We start from the raw sequence: 19,414 nt of genomic DNA on the forward strand, positions 1-19,414 counted from the left end.
AAGTTTCGGCTTTTTCTTGTAGTTTGCGAATATCGGTAAAAATAAAAAAAGCCCTTTGAGAAAAGATTTTTTCCTCTCTCAAAGGGCTTGAATAAATTAGTTTATAGGTTTCTTCGAAAAATTACCATATCCACCAACCTGACGCCACATTCAAATATCGGGTTGTCGTAATTATCTGTAAAAAAGTTTGGTATGGTATGAGAACGAACAAAACCGCACTTTTCATAAAACGGAACCGTCAGCGGACTGTCGCCGGTTCCAACCTGTAAAACGGAATATTTATCGTCATATTCGTTCACAAGAAAATATATCAAGGCTTTGGCATAGCCTTTGCCTTGATATTCGGGAACGGTTGCAATATTCTTTATTTCAAGAATTCCGTCGCCCTCATCGGTGACGACACATTCAGCTTTCACACCGTTATCGTCAAGCACATACATAGTGCCTCTTTCAAGATAACGGTCTACCATATTTTCCTGTTCATCTGCCAACAGCAGTAATGAAAGAAACTGTTTTTTATTTTTAATAACCTCTGTGATTATCATTGTTTATTCCTGCAAATTTCGTTTTAACGGTCTACTACTACCGTAAGCAGCACCAAATCGTCGTCTCCGGTATTTTCAATGCTATGCTGTGAACCTTTTTTACAGATATGACAAGTTCCTGCTTTCAGAATTTCCTCTTGACCATCGCAGACTGCTTTGCCTGTTCCGGACAGGACATAATTTATATCATCACTCGTTTCGTGCTTATGACGCCCGATTGAGCCACCGGAATGGATTTTTGTCGGGATTATTTTTCCTTGCTCATCCATAAACATTCTTGCACTCATTGTGCCTGTGCCACCGTTCATACCGGAAATTGTTATTTCTTTTGTTTCATTGAAGTCTATCAGCATTTTTTACCTCCGCTTATTCTGAAAATGGGCAATTCCGCAATGGAACTGCCCATATATCTTGAAAATTATGCGATTTTTAAGGCTCTGCACCGTTTCAAGCACCATTTGGTGTAAATTTGGTGTATTTGTGTATTTTCAGAGCTTTTTCACAAATGAAGTACATCCCGTTTTGTAGGGTAAAACGGTACTTCTTAGTAGAGCTTTGCACCTGCCGGAATATGGTCATCTACCATAAGCAGATGGAGCTTTTCTTCGCCTTCTTCTTCGTGTACTGCACTCAGAAGCATACCGCAAGAATCAATGCCCATCATTGCTCTTGGGGGAAGATTTGTGATTGCGATAAGTGTCTTACCAACAAGTTCTTCCGGCTCGTAATATGCGTGAATACCGCTTAAAATGGTTCTATCCGTGCCTGTTCCGTCATCAAGAGTGAACTGAAGGAGTTTCTTTGACTTCGGTACTGCAACACACTCTTTAACCTTTACAGCTCTGAAATCAGACTTTGAGAATGTATCAAAATCAACATCTTCTTCAAATAAAGGCTCAACCTTTACCTTAGAAAAATCAATCTTTTCAGGCTTTGAATTTGGTGTAGAAACTTCTTTATCCTTTACACCATTTTCGGATTTTACACCACCGAGGGTCTTCATTGTCGGGAACAACAAAACATCCCTGATCGCTGCCGAATCCGTCAGCAGCATACACATTCTGTCAATCCCAAACCCGATACCGCCAGTCGGAGGCATTCCAAGTTCCAGTGCATTCAGGAAATCTTCATCCGTGGTATTCGCTTCCTCATCACCTTGTGCCAGCAATTCTTCCTGCGCCTTAAACCGCTCCCGCTGGTCAATCGGATCATTCAGCTCGGAATAGGCATTCGCCATCTCCCATCCATTCATAAAGAACTCAAACCGTTCCACATATTCCGGGTTTTCCGGTTTTTTCTTAGTCAACGGTGAAATCTCTATCGGATGATCCATCACAAAGGTAGGCTGAACCAGATGTTCCTCCACAAATTCTTCAAAGAACAGATTCAGGATATCGCCCTTCTTATGACGTTCTTCAAACTGTATATGACGCTCCTTTGCCAGTGCACGCGCCTCTTCTAAGGTCTGGATCTCATTGAAATCCACACCGGCATACTTCTTTACAGCATCTACCATCGTGATTCTCTCAAATGGCTTCCCAAGATCCATCTCTACGCCTCTATAAGTAATCGTAGTGGTCCCCAGAACCTCTTGTGCCACATGACGGTACAGATTTTCGGTCAGATCCATCATCCCGTGATAATCGGTAAATGCCTGATAGAGCTCCATTAACGTAAACTCCGGATTGTGTCTTGTATCCAGTCCCTCGTTACGGAACACTCTTCCGATTTCATACACCCGTTCCATGCCGCCGACAATCAGCCGCTTTAAATATAGTTCAAGAGAAATGCGCAGCTTAAAGTCTTCATCCAGCGCGTTAAAATGAGTTTCAAACGGCCTCGCTGCCGCACCGCCTGCATTGGCTACCAGCATCGGGGTCTCCACCTCCATAAAGCCCTGTCCGTCCAGATAATGACGTATGGAGCTTAAGATTTTGGAGCGCTTGATGAAGGTGTCCTTAACTTCTGGATTCATAATTAAATCCACATATCTTTGTCTGTAACGAAGATCCGTATTCGTCAATCCATGGAACTTCTCCGGTAATATCTGAAGACTTTTGGTAAGCAGCAGAATACTTGTCACGTGAATGGAAATCTCACCTGTCTTTGTCTTAAACACAGTTCCAACCAGGCCGATGTTATCTCCCATATCCATCTTTTTGAAGTCTTTGTAGGACTCCTCGCCTACATTATCCCTGGCCACATAGCACTGAATGGTGCCCTGCAGATCCTGAACATGACAAAAAGAAGCTTTTCCCATCACGCGTTTTGACATCATACGCCCTGCGATAGAAACTTCTTTATCTTCTAAGGTATCAAAATTATCTTTTATTTCCTGGCTGTGATGTGTTACATCGTACCTGGTAATCTGATATGGATTCTTCCCGCTTTCCTGCAATTCCTGCAGCTTCTCACGACGTACCTTCAACAGATGGTTAATGTCCTGTTCCTGTGTTTGATTCTGCTGTCCTGCCACCAATCTTCACTCCTTTATCTATTATATATTTCTTTCAATTGTTAAAATTTTGTACTGCATGACCCCTGCCGGAGACTCTACACTTACTATATCTCCAACCTTAGAACCAATTAAAGCCTTTCCCACGGGTGATTCATTGGAAATCTTGTTCTGAAGGCTGTTGGCTTCGGTTGAACCTACAATAAAGAACTGCATCTCCTCATTGTATTCCATATCATATACACTTACCTTACAGCCAACGTTAATCTTATCAGCATCAACTTCGTCTTCTAATACAACTTCTGCATTCTTTAGGATCTTCTCTATCTCTTCTATACGAGCCTCGATGTCACGCTGCTCATCTTTTGCAGCATCATATTCTGCATTTTCAGACAAATCACCCTGTTCTCTGGCTTCTTTTATTTTCTCTGCGACTTCTTTTCTTTTATAAACCTTTAAGTCGTGTATTTCATCTTCTAACTTCTGTAATCCCGCGTAAGTCAATATGTTCTTTTTTTCCATTACCTGCTGCTCCCTTTCCCACAAGAAGTCTACTACATTTCTATAACAATTACCGTATTATAATTGAAATGCGGCAGAATGTCAAGTAAAGCAGGCTTCATTTTCAAAAAGAAAATCTTAATACTTTGACTATCAAAATAATTGACATTCAAAAGTTTTTATGATATGCTATTTGTTATGTAGTATTAAAAACCACTTATAAAAGATTCATTTACTATATAATTTGAGGTGAAGCTTATGAACGGAATTAAAATTGGTAAAAAATGCAGCCGTCTTCCAATTATTCAAGGGGGAATGGGCGTAGGTGTCTCCATGCATAGTCTTGCGGGCGCAGTGGCAAAGGAAGGCGGAATCGGTATTATATCTACCGCTGACATCGGCTATCAGGAGCCTGACTTCTTAAAATCGCCCCGTGAGGCTAACTTAAGGACAATCGGACAGGAACTTTCAAAAGCCCGTGAGATTGCACCTGATGGAATCATCGGATTTAACGTTATGGTCGCTTTATCAGACTATGATGCTATCGTAAAGGAATGTGTGGCCCAAAAAGCAGACCTGATTATTTCAGGTGCGGGACTGCCCATGGATCTTCCTAAGTATGTAATAGGTACTGACACCAAGATTGCACCCATTGTTTCCTCTGCACGTGCATTTGACCTGCTCACCCGAAAGTGGATGAAGTCATATCAATATCTCCCTGATCTCGTCATTATTGAGGGGCCGAAAGCAGGCGGACACCTGGGCTATAAAGCCGAAGAATTGGATTCCCCTGCCTGTTCACTGGAGACTACGACCAGGGAAGTTCTGGTTCATGTAAGAAAGCTGGAAGCAGAGCACAATCAAAAGATACCGGTAATTGCCGCAGGAGGTATCTTCGACGGGAAAGATATCTCACAATTTCTTTCCCTTGGCGCTTCCGGTGTTCAGATTGCCAGCCGTTTTGTTGCTACGGAAGAATGTGATGCTTCCTATAATTATAAGATGGCATATGTAAATGCCACCGAAGCTGATATAGAAATCATTAAAAGCCCGGTAGGAATGCCAGGACGGGCGATTCGAAATCAATTTATTGAAAGAGTAAGACTTGCAAAAGAGCCAATCAGCCGCTGCTATAACTGTATCAAGACCTGCAATGTAAAAAATGCACCCTACTGCATCACCAAAGCCTTAGTTGATGCGGTTCAGGGGGACCTGAAGAACGGCTTATTCTTCTGTGGAAGCAATGTGGGCCGGATTCATGAAATCACTACCGTACCTGCGTTGATGAATATGTTGATGAATGAAGCTGCCCAGGCTGTCTCTGCTTAACTATAAACAGAACTTGAAAACTGCCCTTATAAGCTAAGGAGCAGTTTTTTAAGTTCTTCATAAGTTTCTATTTCATTGATCGCGCTTCGCAGTCTGGCGGATTTGGGGAAGCCGGATGTATACCATGCAATGTGCTTTCTCATCTCACGAATTCCTGTATAAGCGCCCTTATATTCCAGCTGCATCCGGGCATGCCGCAGCATCGTATGGATTACTTCTTCCTTATCCGGCTTTGACGAGGCTTCCCCTGTTTCCATATATTGTAAGGTTCTGGAAAATATCCATGGATTTCCCCGGGCTCCGCGGGCAATCATCACACCGTCACAGCCTGTCTGATTCATCATCTGAACTGCCTTTTCCGGCATATCTATATCCCCGTTACCTATAACCGGTATGGAAACCGCTTCCTTCACCTGCCGAATAATTTCCCAATCTGCTTTCCCGGCATAGTACTGCTCTCTCGTTCTTCCATGGACTGCAACTGCCGCGGCTCCGCAGTCTTCTATAATCTTCGCAATTTCAACGGCATTGACATGGTCTTCATCAAATCCTCTCCGGATTTTAACTGTAACTGGCTTTCTTATTGCCTTTACAGTCTTGCTCACAATCTCCCGAACCAGAGCGGGGTTCTTCATCAGTGCAGAACCCTCTCCATTGTTCACCACCTTAGGGACCGGGCATCCCATATTGATATCCAGGATGTCAAAAGGGCGGTCTTCAATCTGTTTCGCCATCTCACTGATGATTTCGGAATCGGAGCCAAAGAGCTGTAAAGAAACCGGATGTTCCGAAGGATGAATCTTCATTAAAGCTTCGGTATTCTTATTCTTATAAAGTATGGCCTTGGCACTGATCATCTCCATACAGATCAGACCGGCCCCCTGCTCTTTACACAGCACTCGAAACGGCAAATCGGTCACTCCGGCCATCGGTGCAAGGATGAAAGGGTTATCCAGCTTTACAGAACCGATGGTCAACTGCTTCACGATTCTTCTCCTTCCAGATCCTCTCCCAAAAAAAACACCTTATAAAACATCTCGAGACTTTCAAACAACTCACGCTTTTCCTGCTGCAGCTGTTTAATCCGGAGTGCTCCTCCGATATCGTCATACATGGCATCCGCATCCAATGCCTCTGTAGTCATTTCCAGATTCCCGTCCACATCAAAGTAGAGTTGGAATATCCCACCAATTTCAACCGTATACATGACACACATCACATGCAGTTCATCCTGTATGGATTGAGGCAAAGCCTGAAAATCCGGATTGAAATAATACTTCTGCTCGTATGCATTGGACACACACAAAACTACATTATCAGAATACATTTAACACTCCTTTATTATCACTATACATAGGAAGATGCTCCACGAACGGAAACCTCCCCCGCGTAAACCGCTGTCACACTGCCATCCGCTCTTTCCACCAGAAGTTCACCGGATGTATTAATTCCCTGTGCCACCCCTTCAAAAGCATTCACAGGATTCAGGACTCTTACAGGACGGCTGCGGTTCACAAGTATCCGGTTATATTCTTCCACCAGTCCGCTTAAATCTTGCGTTTTCAGAAAAATTTTGTAATTTTTTTCAAATGCAGCCATAACTGCTTCCAATATCACATCTTTATCAATGACAGTGCCTTTTTCCAGTTTCAATGAAGTGGCTCTGCCCTGCAGCTCCCCGGAAAATGCAGAGTTGTTCACATTTATGCCGATTCCGACCACTACAAAGCGGATTTTCTGGCGGTCTGCATTCATCTCTGTCAGGATTCCGCAAAATTTCTTCTCTTCAATCACCAGATCGTTGGGCCACTTTATCTTTACCGGAAGTTCCAGGACATCTGTAATCCCCTGGGCAGCCGAAAGTCCCATAACCAGAGTCAGTCCGGAGGCCTTTTCAGGGGGAATCTCCGGACGGAGTATCAGAGACATATACAGGTTGTCACCTGCAGGGGATTTCCAGCTACGGCCACGGCGGCCACGACCCAGAATCTGGGAATCAGCTAAAGCGAGGGTGCCCTCAGGGGCTCCCTCTCCAGCCATCTGCTTTGCCCAGTCATTCGTAGAATCCACTTCTTTTCGAAAACAGATATCAATCTTCATGCGATTCAGGCTCCAAGTGTAGCTGCCATTACGGCCTTGATGGTATGCATACGATTCTCTGCTTCATCAAACACCTTGGATTGCGGAGATTCAAACACTTCATCGGTGACCTCCATATCCTCTACGCCATACTTTTCATATATTTCTTTTCCGATTTTTGTCTTCAAGTCATGAAAAGCCGGCAGGCAGTGCAGGAAAATTGCTTTCGGTTTTGCAAGCTCCATCACCTTCCCGGTAACTTTATACGGAGTCAGCTCTCTAATGCGCTCGTCCCATACTTCGTCAGGCTCTCCCATAGAAACCCAGACATCCGTATAGATAACATCTGCTCCGGTTGCCGCTGCTGTCACGTTCTCTGTCAGCGTAATCGTACCGCCGCTTTCTTCTGCCCATACCTCACACTGACTTACCAGCTCCTGGTTCGGGAAATATTTCTCCGGTGCGCATGCCACAAAATGCATACCCATCTTGGAGCAGGCAACCATCAGGGAATTTCCCATATTGTAACGGGCATCGCCCATATAGACCAGCCTTATGCCTTCCAGATGTCCGAACTGCTCCTGTATGGTCAGAAGATCCGCCAGCATCTGGGTGGGGTGATATTCATTCGTCAGTCCATTCCACACCGGAACACCTGCATATTTGGAAAGCTCCTCCACAATTTCCTGTCCGAATCCACGATATTCAATACCTTCATACATCCTGCCAAGCACCCTTGCAGTGTCCTTGATACTTTCTTTTTTCCCAATCTGAGAGCCTGAAGGATCCAGATAAGTCGTACCCATGCCCAGATCATGAGCCGCAACTTCGAATGCACAGCGGGTTCTGGTACTTGTTTTTTCAAAAATAAGTGCCACGTTCTTTCCCCGCAGTGTATCAACTGCAATATTTCTTTTTTTCTTTTCTTTCAGCTGTGCCGACAGGTCCAGTAAATACTTGATTTCCTCCTGAGTGAAATCTTTTAATGTTAAAAAGCTGCGACCTTTTAAATTCATATCTATCATCCTCCTGGCTCATACATTTTGTTACTATTCAGCTTATCCTCGATGGCTGATAATAACTATATTTTTATAAATATAACATGTCCTTCTTAGCTTTGCAACACTATTCAGAATATTTATGCATAATATATTAATATTTATGCATAAAGAGCATTATCATTTTACCGATAATGCTCTTTATACCAAAGTATGCAAGAGAAGCTGCCGGTGGCAGGTTATTTCTTTTCGCTGACTACTTCTTTCAGTGTTGTAGCAAGGCTTGCCATTCCCTGAAGATCTGATGGAATCACAATCTTGGTGGCCTGGCCTTCAGCCATACGTCCCAGGGCATCCAGACTTTTCAGTGTCAGAACTGCCTCGTCGGCTCCTGCCTCCTTCAGCATACGAATACCGTCGGCATTTGCCTGCTGAACCTTTAAGATAGCCTCTGCCTCACCTTCGGCCTCACGGATACGCTTTTCTTTCTCCGCCTCAGCCTTTAGAATTGCAGCCTGCTTATTGGCTTCTGCATCCAAAATAGCGGATTCCTTTTTACCTTCGGCAACCAGGACGGTAGACCTTTTCTCACCTTCCGCAATCAGAATAGATTCCCGTCTTTCACGTTCTGCCTTCATCTGCTTCTCCATGGCTTCCTGAATGGCGGCCGGAGGCATGATATTCTTCAACTCCACACGGTTTACTTTGATTCCCCATGGATCTGTTGCAATATCCAGAGCCGCTCTCATCTTGGTATTAATAATCTCACGGGAAGTCAGCGTTTCATCCAGCTCCATCTCGCCGATAATATTACGCAGTGTGGTAGCCGACAGGTTTTCAATTGCCATAATCGGATTTTCCACCCCGTATGCAAACAGCTTAGGATCTGTAATCTGAAAGAATATGACGGTATCAATACGCATGGTAACATTATCCTTCGTGATAACCGGCTGAGGAGGAAAATCCACAACCTGCTCTTTCAGATTGACTTTCTTGGCTATATGCTCAAAAAACGGAACTTTAAAATGAAGACCGGTTCCCCATGTACCTTTGTACGCACCAAGCATCTCTATAACATATGCCTTAGCCTGCGGTACGATTTTAATACAGGATGCCAGAACCCAAAGGATTATGGCGAGAAACATAATAAATATCAACCAACCCATAGTTATTCCCCTTTCACCTCTCTGACTACAACTTTTACTCCATGAATCTTTACAACTTCTACAACCTTTCCTGCTTCAATAACCAAATCATCCTGTTCCGAGCGGGCGGACCATGGTACACCATTCACCTCCGCCTCTCCTTTTCCAAGCAGATTGTTAATCTCTGACGTGACAATTGCATGGGAACCAATCAGACTGTCTACATTGGTGGCTGTAGTCTTTCCATTCAGATACCGGACCGCTATTGGCCTTGTAGATACCAAAAGTACAATGGATATTACAAGGAATAGGATGACCTGTATGTAAATATTCGCACCCAGCAATGCCGCTAAGAAGGCAATCAGCGCTCCACCCGCAAACCAGATTGTGGACAGCCCCAGTGTCACAACCTCAATTGCCAGCATGACAACCAGCAAAATCAGCCATATCATCGGGTTGTTTACAAAATTCATACTGTTCCCCTTTCTTGATTCCTGTTTCTTATTCATCATACTATATTTATGCTCAAAATACAACATTCTGTTACAGTTCGGTACCGAATCGGATGATTATTTCATTAAATCTTCAAAATAAACAATATGATTGCAAATCTGTTTTGCCAGTTCTTCACTATGGGTTATTACTAACAGACCTAAATTTCTTTCCCTGACAACTGACAGCATTAAATCCCATATCTGTGCCTGCGTAATCACATCCAGCATAGTCGTAATTTCATCCGCAAGAATAAACCGGGTTTTCGGGCCTAATGCTCTTGCTATACTGAACCGCTGCATTTCTCCTCCGGATAGTTCTGCAGGATAGCGATTCATCCACTCCGGTTCGATTCCTATCTTTTTAACAAACTCCTCCTCCGGTTTCCATGCCTCGTTTAACGTACGACGCATTTTCCATCTGGGATTAATAGATTTCTCCGGATGCTGATAAATCAGCTGAACGGGACAGTATGCTTTCGCAGGTAAGGGGTTCCCTTCGAACAGCACCTCTCCACGATCGGGTTTTATATATCCTGCCAGAATTTTTGCCAACGTGCTCTTTCCACATCCGGAAGGCCCGATTAATGCGGTTCTTTCACCGGAAGGTATACAAATGGAAAGGTTATCAAGGATTTTTTTATTCTTTGCATATCCGAACGATATATTTTTTGCTTCAAGTTGCATTGATACAGCACACCTCACCTTCTCTTAACTCTCTCATTCCTATCTTTCCTCCATTACAGGCATCTGTTCTGTAGATGCACCGGGGAGCATAGAGACATCCGGAGGTAATTGTTCCGGCATAAGGCTGTGTACCGGAAGCTATCTTAAAACCATTCTGGGGAAGAGCCCGCCACAGTGCTTTGCTGTATGGATGGCGAAGAGCGGATTCCCCTGACAGAAAGTCTGCAGCGGAAGCGATCTCCACTGTGGTTCCCGCATAAAATACCGCTACCTTATCTGCTACATGAAATGCCAGATCTATATCGTGAGTAATCAGAATCACCCCTCTGCCTTCATCTGCAAGATCGCGGAAATGCTGCATGGTCTCAGCTGCCATTTTATAACTCAGCCCCGGTGTCGGTTCATCAGCAATAATTAATTTTGAATCCCCGATTACGGCAGTGGCAATCAGTACTCTTCTTGCCATCCCGCCCGAAAGCTGAAAAGGATACATTTCTTCCACCGCTTCCGATAAATCATACCTTCTAAAAACATCACGCATCTCTTCTTTTGAATTCGAAGTCCCCATAACCTGGCTGCCCACCTTCATCAGCGGATCCAGGTATTCCACTGATTGGGGTACCAAAGCGATTTCTTTCCCCCGAAGCCTGTTCTGATATTTTGCATCCAACAATTTATCATAATAAAACATCTTCCCTGAAACAGCGGCATTTTTAGGAAGTATCCCTAATATGGCATGGGCCAGCAGACTTTTACCGGATCCGCTGGAACCGGCAATGGCAAGGATCTCCCCTTCCTTTACCGTCACATTTAAATCAGAAATAACCTCTAAGTCCTTCTGATTAAAACCTTTATCATATCTTTTAAATTTTACGGAAAGATTTTGTACATCCAGAATCACTCTGTTTTCTTTCATTTCAACTACCGACCTTTCATCAGAACTCTTTCTAATCCTGTGCAGTCCCCGGATCCATCAGCTGTTTTATCTGACTTCCCAGTTTGTCAAACAGCATAACCACTGCAATCAGCGATACACCTGGAAAGAATACCAGCCACCACATACCTGTGGCAATATGTTTCAGTGCTTCAGAGAGGATTATGCCAATCGCCGGAGTATCCACCGACAGTCCAAACCCCAAAAATGTGACTCCTGCTTCATGCAGAATTGCATGTGGAAACAACAATATCAGGCCTACAATAAACTGAGGAAGTACATGGGGCAGAATATGTCCGGAAGCAATATGAAACCAGCTTTTTCCGAATTTCTCAGAAGTTTTTACATACTGCATCCCTCTGACCTGCAGCACCTCCCCACGTATTACTCGTGTCAGGTTGGGCCAGTGGGTCAGAGCGACTCCAATGATTACTCCTTTTAGTCCCTTCCCCATCATGAAAGAAATCAGCATTAAAAGTACCATATGAGGAATTCCCATAAAAAGATCAACAAAATAGCTGATGATCTTATCAACGATTCCCCCTGCAGTAGCTGATAAAAGTCCTAATATCAGAGCCAGGCATGCACTTACTCCTGCAGCCAGAGTTCCGATTAAGATACTGGTGGAAAGGCCTTTCACCGTTCTGAAAAACATATCTCTTCCCAAATAATCTGTACCAAACAGATGCTTGAAAGAGGGCGGGAGTTTTTTAGCAGCATAGTCCGGATCATAAGCGGCCGGATCCATCAGCAATCCCGCAGCTGTTATCAGTATTAAGAAAAAAGCAATCATTCCAATCAGGATTAACGTCTGCTTTCTTCTATTAATCGTTAACTTCATACCTTAGAGCCCTCCCTGATTTGAGGGTTAAAGACCCCATATAAAATATTTGCCGACAAATTTCCTGCAAACACAAAAACAGCGGAGAACAATGCCACTCCCAGAAGCAGAGGAACATCTCCCTTTAATCCTGCCTGGGTAGCTGCATTCCCAAGTCCGGGATAGGAAAATACCTGTTCAGCCAATACACTCCCTCCAAAAAGTTCACTAAAGGAAGCAAACTGTAAGGTTACCGCCGGTATGGCAATATTTCTTATCCCATGCCGTTTCACCAAAGTCCACTTTGATTCTCCCCTTGCTTTTGCAAACAGAACATAATCACTGCTTAGCACATCGATTAATTTTTGTCTGGTATGTAAAGTGATATTGGCAATCCCGGTAATGCTTAATGTGATTGCGGGCAAAATCAGATGATAGATTCTGTCCCAGATTGTAACATCCTGTGCCGCTTTTCCTATAGGCGCCGCCAGGCCAATTGGAAACCATCCGAATGATATGGAAAATACCATGAGCAGCAGCAGCCCAATCCAGAAAACAGGGGTGGAAGAAAGAACAAAGCAGACAGCCTTGATTGCCTTGTCATACCAGGTTCCCTGCCCGGATCCGGCAAGCACCCCAAGAACAAAACCTATAATTCCTGATAAAACCCAGGCTGTTACCATAAGGATAAGGGATGTCTGAAACCGCTCCAGCAAAACTTTTGATACAGGCTTCTGATAAATAATTGATGTACCCATATCTCCCTGAAGCATGTTTTTCACCCATGTAGTATAGCGTACCACCGGAGATTTATCTAATCCCCAGTGCCGGGCTATATTTTCCCTCTGCTGGGCAGAGACATTGCTCTCCGCACCAACATAGGCGTCTACAGGGTCAATCGGTGAATGAATGATCAGGATAAAGCTTAATATACTGACTCCTATCAAAAGTAATAATAATCTAAAAAACGATTCACTGATAAATTTTATAGTGTTTATCATTTTGTACCCTTTCAGCTTTATTTATAGGCCCATTCATTTAGATTCTGGATAATCGGCTGCCCATGGCCGTGAGGATGGATTCTCTGCGTTCCGATATCCAGACCGTCCTTCACCAAATATGTATGATCAATATTTACAAGCCATAAGTACGGTAAGTCTATATTCACTCCTGTTGTCCCGTCATACTGGGCTTTTTTAAGTAAATCAAAGATTTCTTCCTCACTGTCGGATGACAGTGCCTGTGTCAGATAACCATCTACCGTTTTATTTGTATACATAGCCGCATTATTCAGCCCCGTCTGCTCTGTTCCTGCGAATTCAGAAGCAAAGGCATTATATACATCCACAAAATTATAATCCCCTGTTCCTATACAGGTAGGCGAATTTCTGATCATGTCCTTACAGGTTGTCCAATCTTCAGATTTGGCAATAATATGAATCCCAAGCTTCTTTGCATTTTCACTTAATGCTACTGCCAGGTTATACCTTTGCAGATCATCCGTACGTCCTGTTATGGTAAATTCACACTTTATTCCGTCTTTCTCCCTTATACCATCCTTATCTGTATCTACCCATCCTGCCTGTTCAAGGATTTTCTCTGCTTCCTGGACCTGATTATCTTTTAGTTCCGGTTCATCATTTGCCCATGGAAGCCCGTCAAAGCGTACCCAGGAGGGCGTTCCTATCCCATTTAACGCATTATCAATGATCTCCTGCCTGCTGATTCCAATATTCAATGCTTTTCTCACAGCAATATCACTGGTTACATTATTACCTGCTACAAGACCTTCTGAATTCGTGGTTTCCTTTACACAGGGCAGATTAAATCCTCTGTTGTCAGATGTTTTAATCGTTTCCAAATGCATGCCTTCCACCGCTTCTTCGGCATATTCCGGGTTGATCATTACCAGGTCAAGTTCCCCCGATCTGGCATTCGCCAAGGCAGTCTCTTCATCCAGGCTTAAGAAAGTTATCTGTTCAAACTGAGATTTTGTTCCATAATAATATTTATTTGGTTCGACAATCAATTGCTGGTTCACATCCAGCTGCTTCACAACAAACGGACCTGTACCAATTGGATTATCTGCATATTCATCATTATATGCGTGTTCAGGTACGATTCCCAGTAAAGCTGTAGTTCTGATGAAAGGAGAGTATACTTTATTCAAAGTAAACTGTACTTTATTCCCGTCTATTACTTCAGCCTTTTCCAACATAGTCAAATCCACGCTTGAGCCGCTGTTCTTTGCCGTTTCATATGTAAATACCACATCTTCGGGGGTCAGCTTCTCACCATCGGAAAACTTCACATCATCACGTATAGTATAAGTATAAACCAGGCCATCCTCACTAATAGAATAATCAGAAGCTAAATCGTAGTCTGTTTCCACATCCGTTGTGATTTTCAGCAACCCTGTGTGAAAAATCCCATATCCATAGATTCCATAGCCCTTGCAGGGATCATAGTTCCCCTCTGTCATTCCCTTTCCTATGGAAATAACTAAATCCTTCTTCGCGCCGGCATCTTTATTTCCTGTCTCTTTACCTCCGCAGCCGGCTAATAATGTGAAGCCTAACATCATACATAAAAATGACACACATAAGTTCTTTTTCATCTATACCGTTCTCCTTGTAAGAATCTTTGTGGACTTATGGTAGCACAGAAAAATCCCCCTTACAAGCCGGTAAGGGGGATATAAATGCTACTTTTATATTTAATAAAAATGCTGGTTTCCAATCTGTGTTCCTTTTCCGGAACCACTGTTGAAATAAAGGCAGCCTCCGATTGGATTTTCTCCATTTAAAGCTGCCTGTGCTGCTTCATAGCAGTCGCTTCTGGCGCCACCGGACAGTGTTCTGGAGAGCGATCCATTGGTAACCGGTGAAAATTGTCCGCCTTCATAAATCACTCCGCTGATACTTCCGGGAAAAGATCCGCTTCTCACACGGTTCAGTACGACTGCTCCAACCGCAACCTTACCTGTTCTGCTTTCACCACCGGCTTCACACTGAATGAGTGCAGCAAGCAAGTCCAAATCACCATTGCTGACATTCGTCTTTTCCTGTGCCGGAGCGGAAGTCTCTGCAGATGAGACCCCTGCGGATTCAGATGCCGCTTTCGTTGATTCTGCTGCCTGAGCTGCCTTTTCTGCCTCAGCCTTTGCTGCAGCCTCGGCTTCAAGCCTGGCCTGATACTCATCCACAGTCAAAGCAAGTGAACCTAAGCTGTCCAATTCCAGATATTGTGCATTTACATAAGCATCTTCACCATTTAAGGATACCTGATACCAGTCCTCAAGATCCCCTTTCACTGAGAGCTTACTTCCATTCTCCGTTACTCCCACAATCTGGGAATCTGTGTTAGCTTCGGCCCTGACCCTTAATCCCTCTGCCTGAACGGTTCCTGTAAATCCGCAGACATTCATATAATGTACTCTTGCTTCCTCCCCGAAAACAAGCAGGTCATTTCTTATATAGCCTTCCACATTGCCGGATTTAATTTTGCTCCAGTTTCCATCATTCTCGATTACATCTGCCTCGTATCCCGGCAGAAGCACTCCCACGCGCTCTGAATCCGTGCTGGCCTCAGAGCGGATATTTGCATATGATTGAACATTTGCAGCGGCTCTATTGGTCCAGGCTTCTGTATGTAAAATACTCTCCTCATTCGTAACATCAGCTGATACAGTATCAGCAAACACCGGTGCAGCCATGATTGTCGTCAGTGCCATTGCGCTCCCTATCGCAACTGTAACACCTTTCCTGTTAACCCTCATACTTACCTCCTAAATATAATTATTACATATTTGTTACAACTTGTTACGAATTGATTCTATCATCATTACATTTTATTGTCAACTAGAACATTTTGACAAAATGGCGCATAAAAATCCACATACTCTTATAAAAATCATAAAAAAAACAGCAAAAAAGCCGCGGCAATCGCCACGGCTTTTTTGCTCCTGCTTCTATATCGTATAGAGCGACGGATCACTCGGCCTATTCTGATCCCATACACTGCCGGGATCCATCAGATCATTTAATTTGTCGGATCCGTCAAATACTGCTTGATACAATCGGTAACCATCCAGATTTCTTCTGCCCATCCGGAAGAACAAATCTCCCTGCTGAACAAAATACTGCGACGAGTCAACATTGCAGAAAATGCTAAAACCCTGTTCTTTCAGATACTGGAATTTCTCAGTAGAAGAATATTCTTCATTCCAGTTTGCCAGATCCTGTCCATGGGCAAATATAATGGTATCAGATCCGCCAATCAGAGGAGCCACATAGTTCTGCCACTTTTCCGTATCTGATTTCAGATGCTCCATAGAAGCATCTCCAATTCTCATATGTCCCCATGTATGGCTCGCAAACTTCCATCCTTTTGCCTTTATTGCATCGGCGACTTTTTTGGCCTCTTCACACTCTTTATCCCAGTCAAAGTCAGGATGGGCATCCAGCCATGCACGCTGGTCCGCGGACAGGTTCTCTTTCGTCTTATAGGCAATATCCGTACGATATCCCAGAATGCCATTATAACCGGTCAGCGCAATCGTTCCTTTTGCCCCCTTATAGGAAAAATCCGGATGTTCTTTTATAAACTGATCCAGAAGCGGAACACAGTCATACGCCCCCGTAACCACTGTGCCATCATCCTGAATGTATTCGCAGGTCGGATTGCCCTCCTGATCTACCACCATCTTACTGGCAACGCCCCGCCCGTCGTAGCTGTGATAATAGCTTAAATCATCCAGGGAGAGAACAAATGGGATCTTACCTTCCGGCAGCAGAATCGGTTTCTTGGTTATATGAACTACTCCGTTCTCATCGGCAGTCTCTTCCACAAGGTCATGGAGATCCACAAGAACATATCCTTTATCATACATCTGCTGCGTGATACGGTTAAACTCATCCACGGTTGTCATCCACTGGCAAAATCCGGCAGTTGCACTGTTTTGCTGAAAAAATGCCTTCTGGGGATCTACCACTAAAGAATGGTAGAATACATGAGTCACCTGTGTCGGATCCGTTGCCACCAGGCTGTTCTGTGCCGCCTGAAACTCAGCTATCCTGGTAAGAATGTCGGGATCACTGTTCGCATCCGGAATTTCGTTCAGCTTTGCAATTGCACCTTCAAAGTCATACTGTACGGCCATCTGTTCCGCCTCTGTCAGGATTGCTGCTTTATCATCCGCAGGATTGGAGACCGGTGCCGATACCGACGAGCTTCCCGGTTCATCTTCGCCGGCTGCCGATTCAGATCCGCTGCTGTCAGCCGGCTTCTTGCCCTTTTTCTCAAGTCCTCCGGCCAGAACAAAGATGGATACTCCCATAACACACAGAAGGATAACCAGTATGGTTGTCTTAAATATCAATCTTTTTTGTTTCTTTTTTTTCTTTTCCATATCTGCCTCCAAGCATTCACACCTTTATAACTATTGTATCCTAATATACCCCAAAAGTCGAGAATATGAATCTTAAGTTTTTGTAACAAAATGTCTCTGACGATATGCTTCATACATAAGTACCGCAGATGCTACTGCAGCATTTAAAGACTCCACTTCTCCCTCCATGGGTACCCGGATCAGATAATCAGATCTGTCTGCAAGGCTTTTACTCAGACCATTTCCTTCATTTCCGATAAAAAATGCAGTCCCACCCGTGTAATCCTCACTATCATACGTATGCTCTCCTTGAAGGTGGGCGGCATATGTGATAATTCCTCTGTGTTTGAGTTCTGACAATATTTCACATAGATCTTCTATATATATAAACGGAACCCGGTATATAGAACCCATCGTGGAACGAATGGTCTTGGGGTTGTAAATATCCACGGTGTTTTTACTCATCAGTAATCCGGTTACGCCGGCTCCTTCAGCTGTCCTCACAATGGTCCCCAAATTTCCCGGATCCTGCAAATCTTCTAATATCATACATAGAGGTTGGGGCCCGGACAGAACCTCCTGTAAGGTATAAGCCGGCATCCGGATCAGACACAAGACCCCCTGGGGTGACTGGATGTCAGACATCTGGCGAAAGATACGTTCTTCCACCACTTCATACTTTGTTTTGGACAGATACTCCCCATGCTCTTTTTCAAAGTCCTCCGTGACAAATATACGTTCAATCCATTCTCTCGGGGCTTCCTGAAACATCTTAATTCCTTCTGCGACGAAAAGCTTCTGCTTTTTACGTTCTTTTGATTTGTTGTTTAACTGTATTACCCGCTTTACCTGGGCATTTGAACTGCTCGTAATCATACTTCTCTCCTGCCTGTGTCCTGGTGCACCGTTTGCCATACGCTGTACCGGTGCAAAAAGCCGCCACAAATTATCTTTTGCGGCGGCCACATATCTGTAACTTATTATCTATTATAATTATAGGAAAGTGCCCTGGCAATTTCATATTGATACTCCGGTATTGATTTTGTCATGGCAAGGGCTTCATTGATGTCAAAATCCATATATTCCCCGTTCCTGTATCCCACAACTCTTTTGGTTTTTCCGGACAGAAGAAGATCCACTGCGTATGCACCCATAATCGATGCGTAAACTCTGTCTTTGCAGGTAGGGCTTCCGCCCCTTTGCATATGCCCCAGTATGGTAGCACGTGTCTCGATTCCTGTGGCAGCCTCAATCCTTCTTGCCATACTTGAAGAATGCCCGATGCCTTCCGCATTGACAATAATATGATGCTTTTTACCCTTCCTGCGGTTTTCGATAATGTTCTCGATAATCCGCTGCTCATCGTAATCATACTTTTCCGGAAGAAGAATATCCTCTGCACCATTGGCAATTCCGCACCACAACGCAAGATATCCGGCATTCCTTCCCATAACCTCAATAATACTGCAGCGTTCATGGGAGGTAGAGGTATCACGTACCTTATCTATGGCTTCCATGGCAGTATTCACAGCCGTATCAAAACCGATGGTATACTCTGTACAGGCAATGTCCAGATCTATGGTTCCCGGAACACCCACCGTATTAATTCCTAAATTAGCCAGCTTCTGCGCCCCTGCAAAAGAACCATCACCGCCGATTACAACCAACCCGTCGATTCCATTCTTCCGGCAAACCTCCGCTGCTTTCTTCTGCCCTTCTTCCGTACGCATCTCCGCACAGCGTGCTGTATAAAGGATTGTTCCTCCGCGCTGTATCGTATCCGACACATCTCTTGCAGATAAATCTATAATTTCCTCATTCATGAGGCCATCATAGCCCTTCAGGATACCTTTCATCTTTGCACCCTTTTGCAGACCACGCCGTACTGCTGCCCGAATTGCGGCATTCATGCCCGGAGCATCCCCGCCACTGGTTAAAACACCGATTGTTTTCAATTGCGTTTCTGTAGCCATCTAAATTCCTCCATCCTATATCCATCTATGATAAAAATCACAGTTCAAAATTTCCACATACATTTTAT

The 19,414-nt window shown here is 44.0% G+C and carries 20 protein-coding genes; 1 reads left to right on the plus strand and 19 read right to left on the minus strand.

The annotated features are described in order from the left end of the window. Nucleotides 1–101: 101 nt before the first annotated feature. From KNL20_RS15140 to greA, 4 genes are all read right to left on the minus strand, one after another. Nucleotides 102–545: a GNAT family N-acetyltransferase gene (locus KNL20_RS15140; protein WP_230398528.1), complete on the minus strand. Its 444-nt coding sequence runs from the start codon at nucleotides 543–545 to the stop codon at nucleotides 102–104. A gap of 23 nt (nucleotides 546–568) precedes the next feature. Then, nucleotides 569–898: a cupin domain-containing protein gene (locus KNL20_RS15145; RefSeq protein WP_230398529.1), complete on the minus strand. Its 330-nt coding sequence runs from the start codon at nucleotides 896–898 to the stop codon at nucleotides 569–571. A gap of 191 nt (nucleotides 899–1,089) precedes the next feature. Further along, complete coding sequence (lysS, locus tag KNL20_RS15150) at nucleotides 1,090–3,021, minus strand: lysine--tRNA ligase (protein ID WP_230398530.1); 1,932 nt, start codon at nucleotides 3,019–3,021, stop codon at nucleotides 1,090–1,092. A gap of 21 nt (nucleotides 3,022–3,042) precedes the next feature. Beyond that, nucleotides 3,043–3,522, minus strand: coding sequence for a transcription elongation factor GreA (greA, locus tag KNL20_RS15155; protein ID WP_230398531.1), 480 nt, complete (start codon nucleotides 3,520–3,522; stop codon nucleotides 3,043–3,045). 237 nt (nucleotides 3,523–3,759) lie between these two features. Between greA and KNL20_RS15160 the strand changes: the two genes are divergently transcribed. Beyond that, entirely contained in the window at nucleotides 3,760–4,830 is a 1,071-nt protein-coding gene (locus KNL20_RS15160; RefSeq protein ID WP_230398532.1) for an NAD(P)H-dependent flavin oxidoreductase, read from the plus strand. A 26-nt stretch (nucleotides 4,831–4,856) separates the two neighbouring features. Here the strand turns inward: KNL20_RS15160 and dusB are convergent, their stop codons facing one another. The 15 genes from dusB to pfkA form a co-directional block, all read right to left on the minus strand. Continuing rightward, complete coding sequence (gene dusB / locus KNL20_RS15165) at nucleotides 4,857–5,816, minus strand: tRNA dihydrouridine synthase DusB (RefSeq protein WP_230398533.1); 960 nt, start codon at nucleotides 5,814–5,816, stop codon at nucleotides 4,857–4,859. Continuing rightward, on the minus strand, nucleotides 5,813–6,157 hold the full coding sequence (locus tag KNL20_RS15170; protein WP_230398534.1) for a DUF6145 family protein: 345 nt from the start codon (nucleotides 6,155–6,157) through the stop codon (nucleotides 5,813–5,815). The genes dusB and KNL20_RS15170 overlap by 4 nt, the downstream gene beginning before the upstream one ends. Before the next feature lie 20 nt (nucleotides 6,158–6,177). Beyond that, complete coding sequence (locus KNL20_RS15175) at nucleotides 6,178–6,930, minus strand: biotin--[acetyl-CoA-carboxylase] ligase (RefSeq protein WP_230398535.1); 753 nt, start codon at nucleotides 6,928–6,930, stop codon at nucleotides 6,178–6,180. Between the two features lie 5 nt (nucleotides 6,931–6,935). Continuing rightward, a complete protein-coding gene (gene argF / locus KNL20_RS15180; protein WP_230398536.1) occupies nucleotides 6,936–7,925 on the minus strand; it encodes an ornithine carbamoyltransferase in 990 nt (329 codons plus the stop codon). 221 nt (nucleotides 7,926–8,146) lie between these two features. Next, on the minus strand, nucleotides 8,147–9,073 hold the full coding sequence (locus KNL20_RS15185; protein WP_230398537.1) for an SPFH domain-containing protein: 927 nt from the start codon (nucleotides 9,071–9,073) through the stop codon (nucleotides 8,147–8,149). 2 nt (nucleotides 9,074–9,075) lie between these two features. Then, complete coding sequence (locus KNL20_RS15190; RefSeq protein ID WP_230398538.1) at nucleotides 9,076–9,525, minus strand: NfeD family protein; 450 nt, start codon at nucleotides 9,523–9,525, stop codon at nucleotides 9,076–9,078. A gap of 96 nt (nucleotides 9,526–9,621) precedes the next feature. Beyond that, nucleotides 9,622–10,230 carry an ABC transporter ATP-binding protein gene (locus KNL20_RS15195; RefSeq protein WP_230398539.1) on the minus strand — a complete coding sequence of 203 codons (609 nt, stop codon included), beginning with the start codon at nucleotides 10,228–10,230 and terminating at the stop codon, nucleotides 9,622–9,624. After that, nucleotides 10,220–11,146 carry an ATP-binding cassette domain-containing protein gene (locus KNL20_RS15200; RefSeq protein WP_230398540.1) on the minus strand — a complete coding sequence of 309 codons (927 nt, stop codon included), beginning with the start codon at nucleotides 11,144–11,146 and terminating at the stop codon, nucleotides 10,220–10,222. The genes KNL20_RS15195 and KNL20_RS15200 overlap by 11 nt, the downstream gene beginning before the upstream one ends. Before the next feature lie 31 nt (nucleotides 11,147–11,177). Beyond that, nucleotides 11,178–12,005 (minus strand): ABC transporter permease, encoded by an 828-nt coding sequence (locus tag KNL20_RS15205; protein WP_230398541.1) that lies wholly within the window; start codon nucleotides 12,003–12,005, stop codon nucleotides 11,178–11,180. Next, nucleotides 12,002–12,985, minus strand: a complete 984-nt coding sequence (locus KNL20_RS15210; protein WP_230398542.1) for an ABC transporter permease — start codon at nucleotides 12,983–12,985, stop codon at nucleotides 12,002–12,004. The genes KNL20_RS15205 and KNL20_RS15210 overlap by 4 nt, the downstream gene beginning before the upstream one ends. Before the next feature lie 17 nt (nucleotides 12,986–13,002). After that, nucleotides 13,003–14,601, minus strand: coding sequence for an ABC transporter substrate-binding protein (locus KNL20_RS15215; RefSeq protein WP_230398543.1), 1,599 nt, complete (start codon nucleotides 14,599–14,601; stop codon nucleotides 13,003–13,005). 99 nt (nucleotides 14,602–14,700) lie between these two features. Further along, nucleotides 14,701–15,762 (minus strand): cell wall hydrolase, encoded by a 1,062-nt coding sequence (locus KNL20_RS15220; protein WP_230398544.1) that lies wholly within the window; start codon nucleotides 15,760–15,762, stop codon nucleotides 14,701–14,703. A gap of 192 nt (nucleotides 15,763–15,954) precedes the next feature. Then, nucleotides 15,955–17,394: a polysaccharide deacetylase family protein gene (locus KNL20_RS15225; RefSeq protein WP_230398545.1), complete on the minus strand. Its 1,440-nt coding sequence runs from the start codon at nucleotides 17,392–17,394 to the stop codon at nucleotides 15,955–15,957. A 72-nt stretch (nucleotides 17,395–17,466) separates the two neighbouring features. Further along, a complete protein-coding gene (locus KNL20_RS15230) occupies nucleotides 17,467–18,249 on the minus strand; it encodes a TrmH family RNA methyltransferase (protein WP_230398546.1) in 783 nt (260 codons plus the stop codon). 104 nt (nucleotides 18,250–18,353) lie between these two features. Further along, complete coding sequence (gene pfkA / locus KNL20_RS15235) at nucleotides 18,354–19,346, minus strand: 6-phosphofructokinase (protein WP_230398547.1); 993 nt, start codon at nucleotides 19,344–19,346, stop codon at nucleotides 18,354–18,356. Nucleotides 19,347–19,414 lie beyond the last annotated feature (68 nt).

This window comes from Novisyntrophococcus fermenticellae (assembly GCF_018866245.1).
GTDB lineage: Bacteria > Bacillota > Clostridia > Lachnospirales > Lachnospiraceae > Novisyntrophococcus > Novisyntrophococcus fermenticellae.

Excerpts from the sequence above, each read along its gene's own strand:
- KNL20_RS15185 (WP_230398537.1), bottom strand. The coding sequence starts at position 9,073 with ATGGGTTGGTTGATATTTATTATGTTTCTCGCCATAATCCTTTGGGTT.
- KNL20_RS15160 (WP_230398532.1), top strand. The coding sequence starts at position 3,760 with ATGAACGGAATTAAAATTGGTAAAAAATGCAGCCGTCTTCCAATTATT.
- KNL20_RS15215 (WP_230398543.1), bottom strand. The coding sequence starts at position 14,601 with ATGAAAAAGAACTTATGTGTGTCATTTTTATGTATGATGTTAGGCTTC.
- KNL20_RS15145 (WP_230398529.1), bottom strand. The coding sequence starts at position 898 with ATGCTGATAGACTTCAATGAAACAAAAGAAATAACAATTTCCGGTATG.
- KNL20_RS15170 (WP_230398534.1), bottom strand. The coding sequence starts at position 6,157 with ATGTATTCTGATAATGTAGTTTTGTGTGTGTCCAATGCATACGAGCAG.
- KNL20_RS15190 (WP_230398538.1), bottom strand. The coding sequence starts at position 9,525 with ATGAATTTTGTAAACAACCCGATGATATGGCTGATTTTGCTGGTTGTC.
- KNL20_RS15175 (WP_230398535.1), bottom strand. The coding sequence starts at position 6,930 with ATGAAGATTGATATCTGTTTTCGAAAAGAAGTGGATTCTACGAATGAC.
- KNL20_RS15195 (WP_230398539.1), bottom strand. The coding sequence starts at position 10,230 with ATGCAACTTGAAGCAAAAAATATATCGTTCGGATATGCAAAGAATAAA.
- KNL20_RS15200 (WP_230398540.1), bottom strand. The coding sequence starts at position 11,146 with ATGAAAGAAAACAGAGTGATTCTGGATGTACAAAATCTTTCCGTAAAA.
- KNL20_RS15205 (WP_230398541.1), bottom strand. The coding sequence starts at position 12,005 with ATGAAGTTAACGATTAATAGAAGAAAGCAGACGTTAATCCTGATTGGA.
- pfkA (WP_230398547.1), bottom strand. The coding sequence starts at position 19,346 with ATGGCTACAGAAACGCAATTGAAAACAATCGGTGTTTTAACCAGTGGC.
- KNL20_RS15230 (WP_230398546.1), bottom strand. The coding sequence starts at position 18,249 with ATGATTACGAGCAGTTCAAATGCCCAGGTAAAGCGGGTAATACAGTTA.
- KNL20_RS15210 (WP_230398542.1), bottom strand. The coding sequence starts at position 12,985 with ATGATAAACACTATAAAATTTATCAGTGAATCGTTTTTTAGATTATTA.
- KNL20_RS15225 (WP_230398545.1), bottom strand. The coding sequence starts at position 17,394 with ATGGAAAAGAAAAAAAAGAAACAAAAAAGATTGATATTTAAGACAACC.
- KNL20_RS15140 (WP_230398528.1), bottom strand. The coding sequence starts at position 545 with ATGATAATCACAGAGGTTATTAAAAATAAAAAACAGTTTCTTTCATTA.
- argF (WP_230398536.1), bottom strand. The coding sequence starts at position 7,925 with ATGAATTTAAAAGGTCGCAGCTTTTTAACATTAAAAGATTTCACTCAG.
- greA (WP_230398531.1), bottom strand. The coding sequence starts at position 3,522 with ATGGAAAAAAAGAACATATTGACTTACGCGGGATTACAGAAGTTAGAA.
- KNL20_RS15220 (WP_230398544.1), bottom strand. The coding sequence starts at position 15,762 with ATGAGGGTTAACAGGAAAGGTGTTACAGTTGCGATAGGGAGCGCAATG.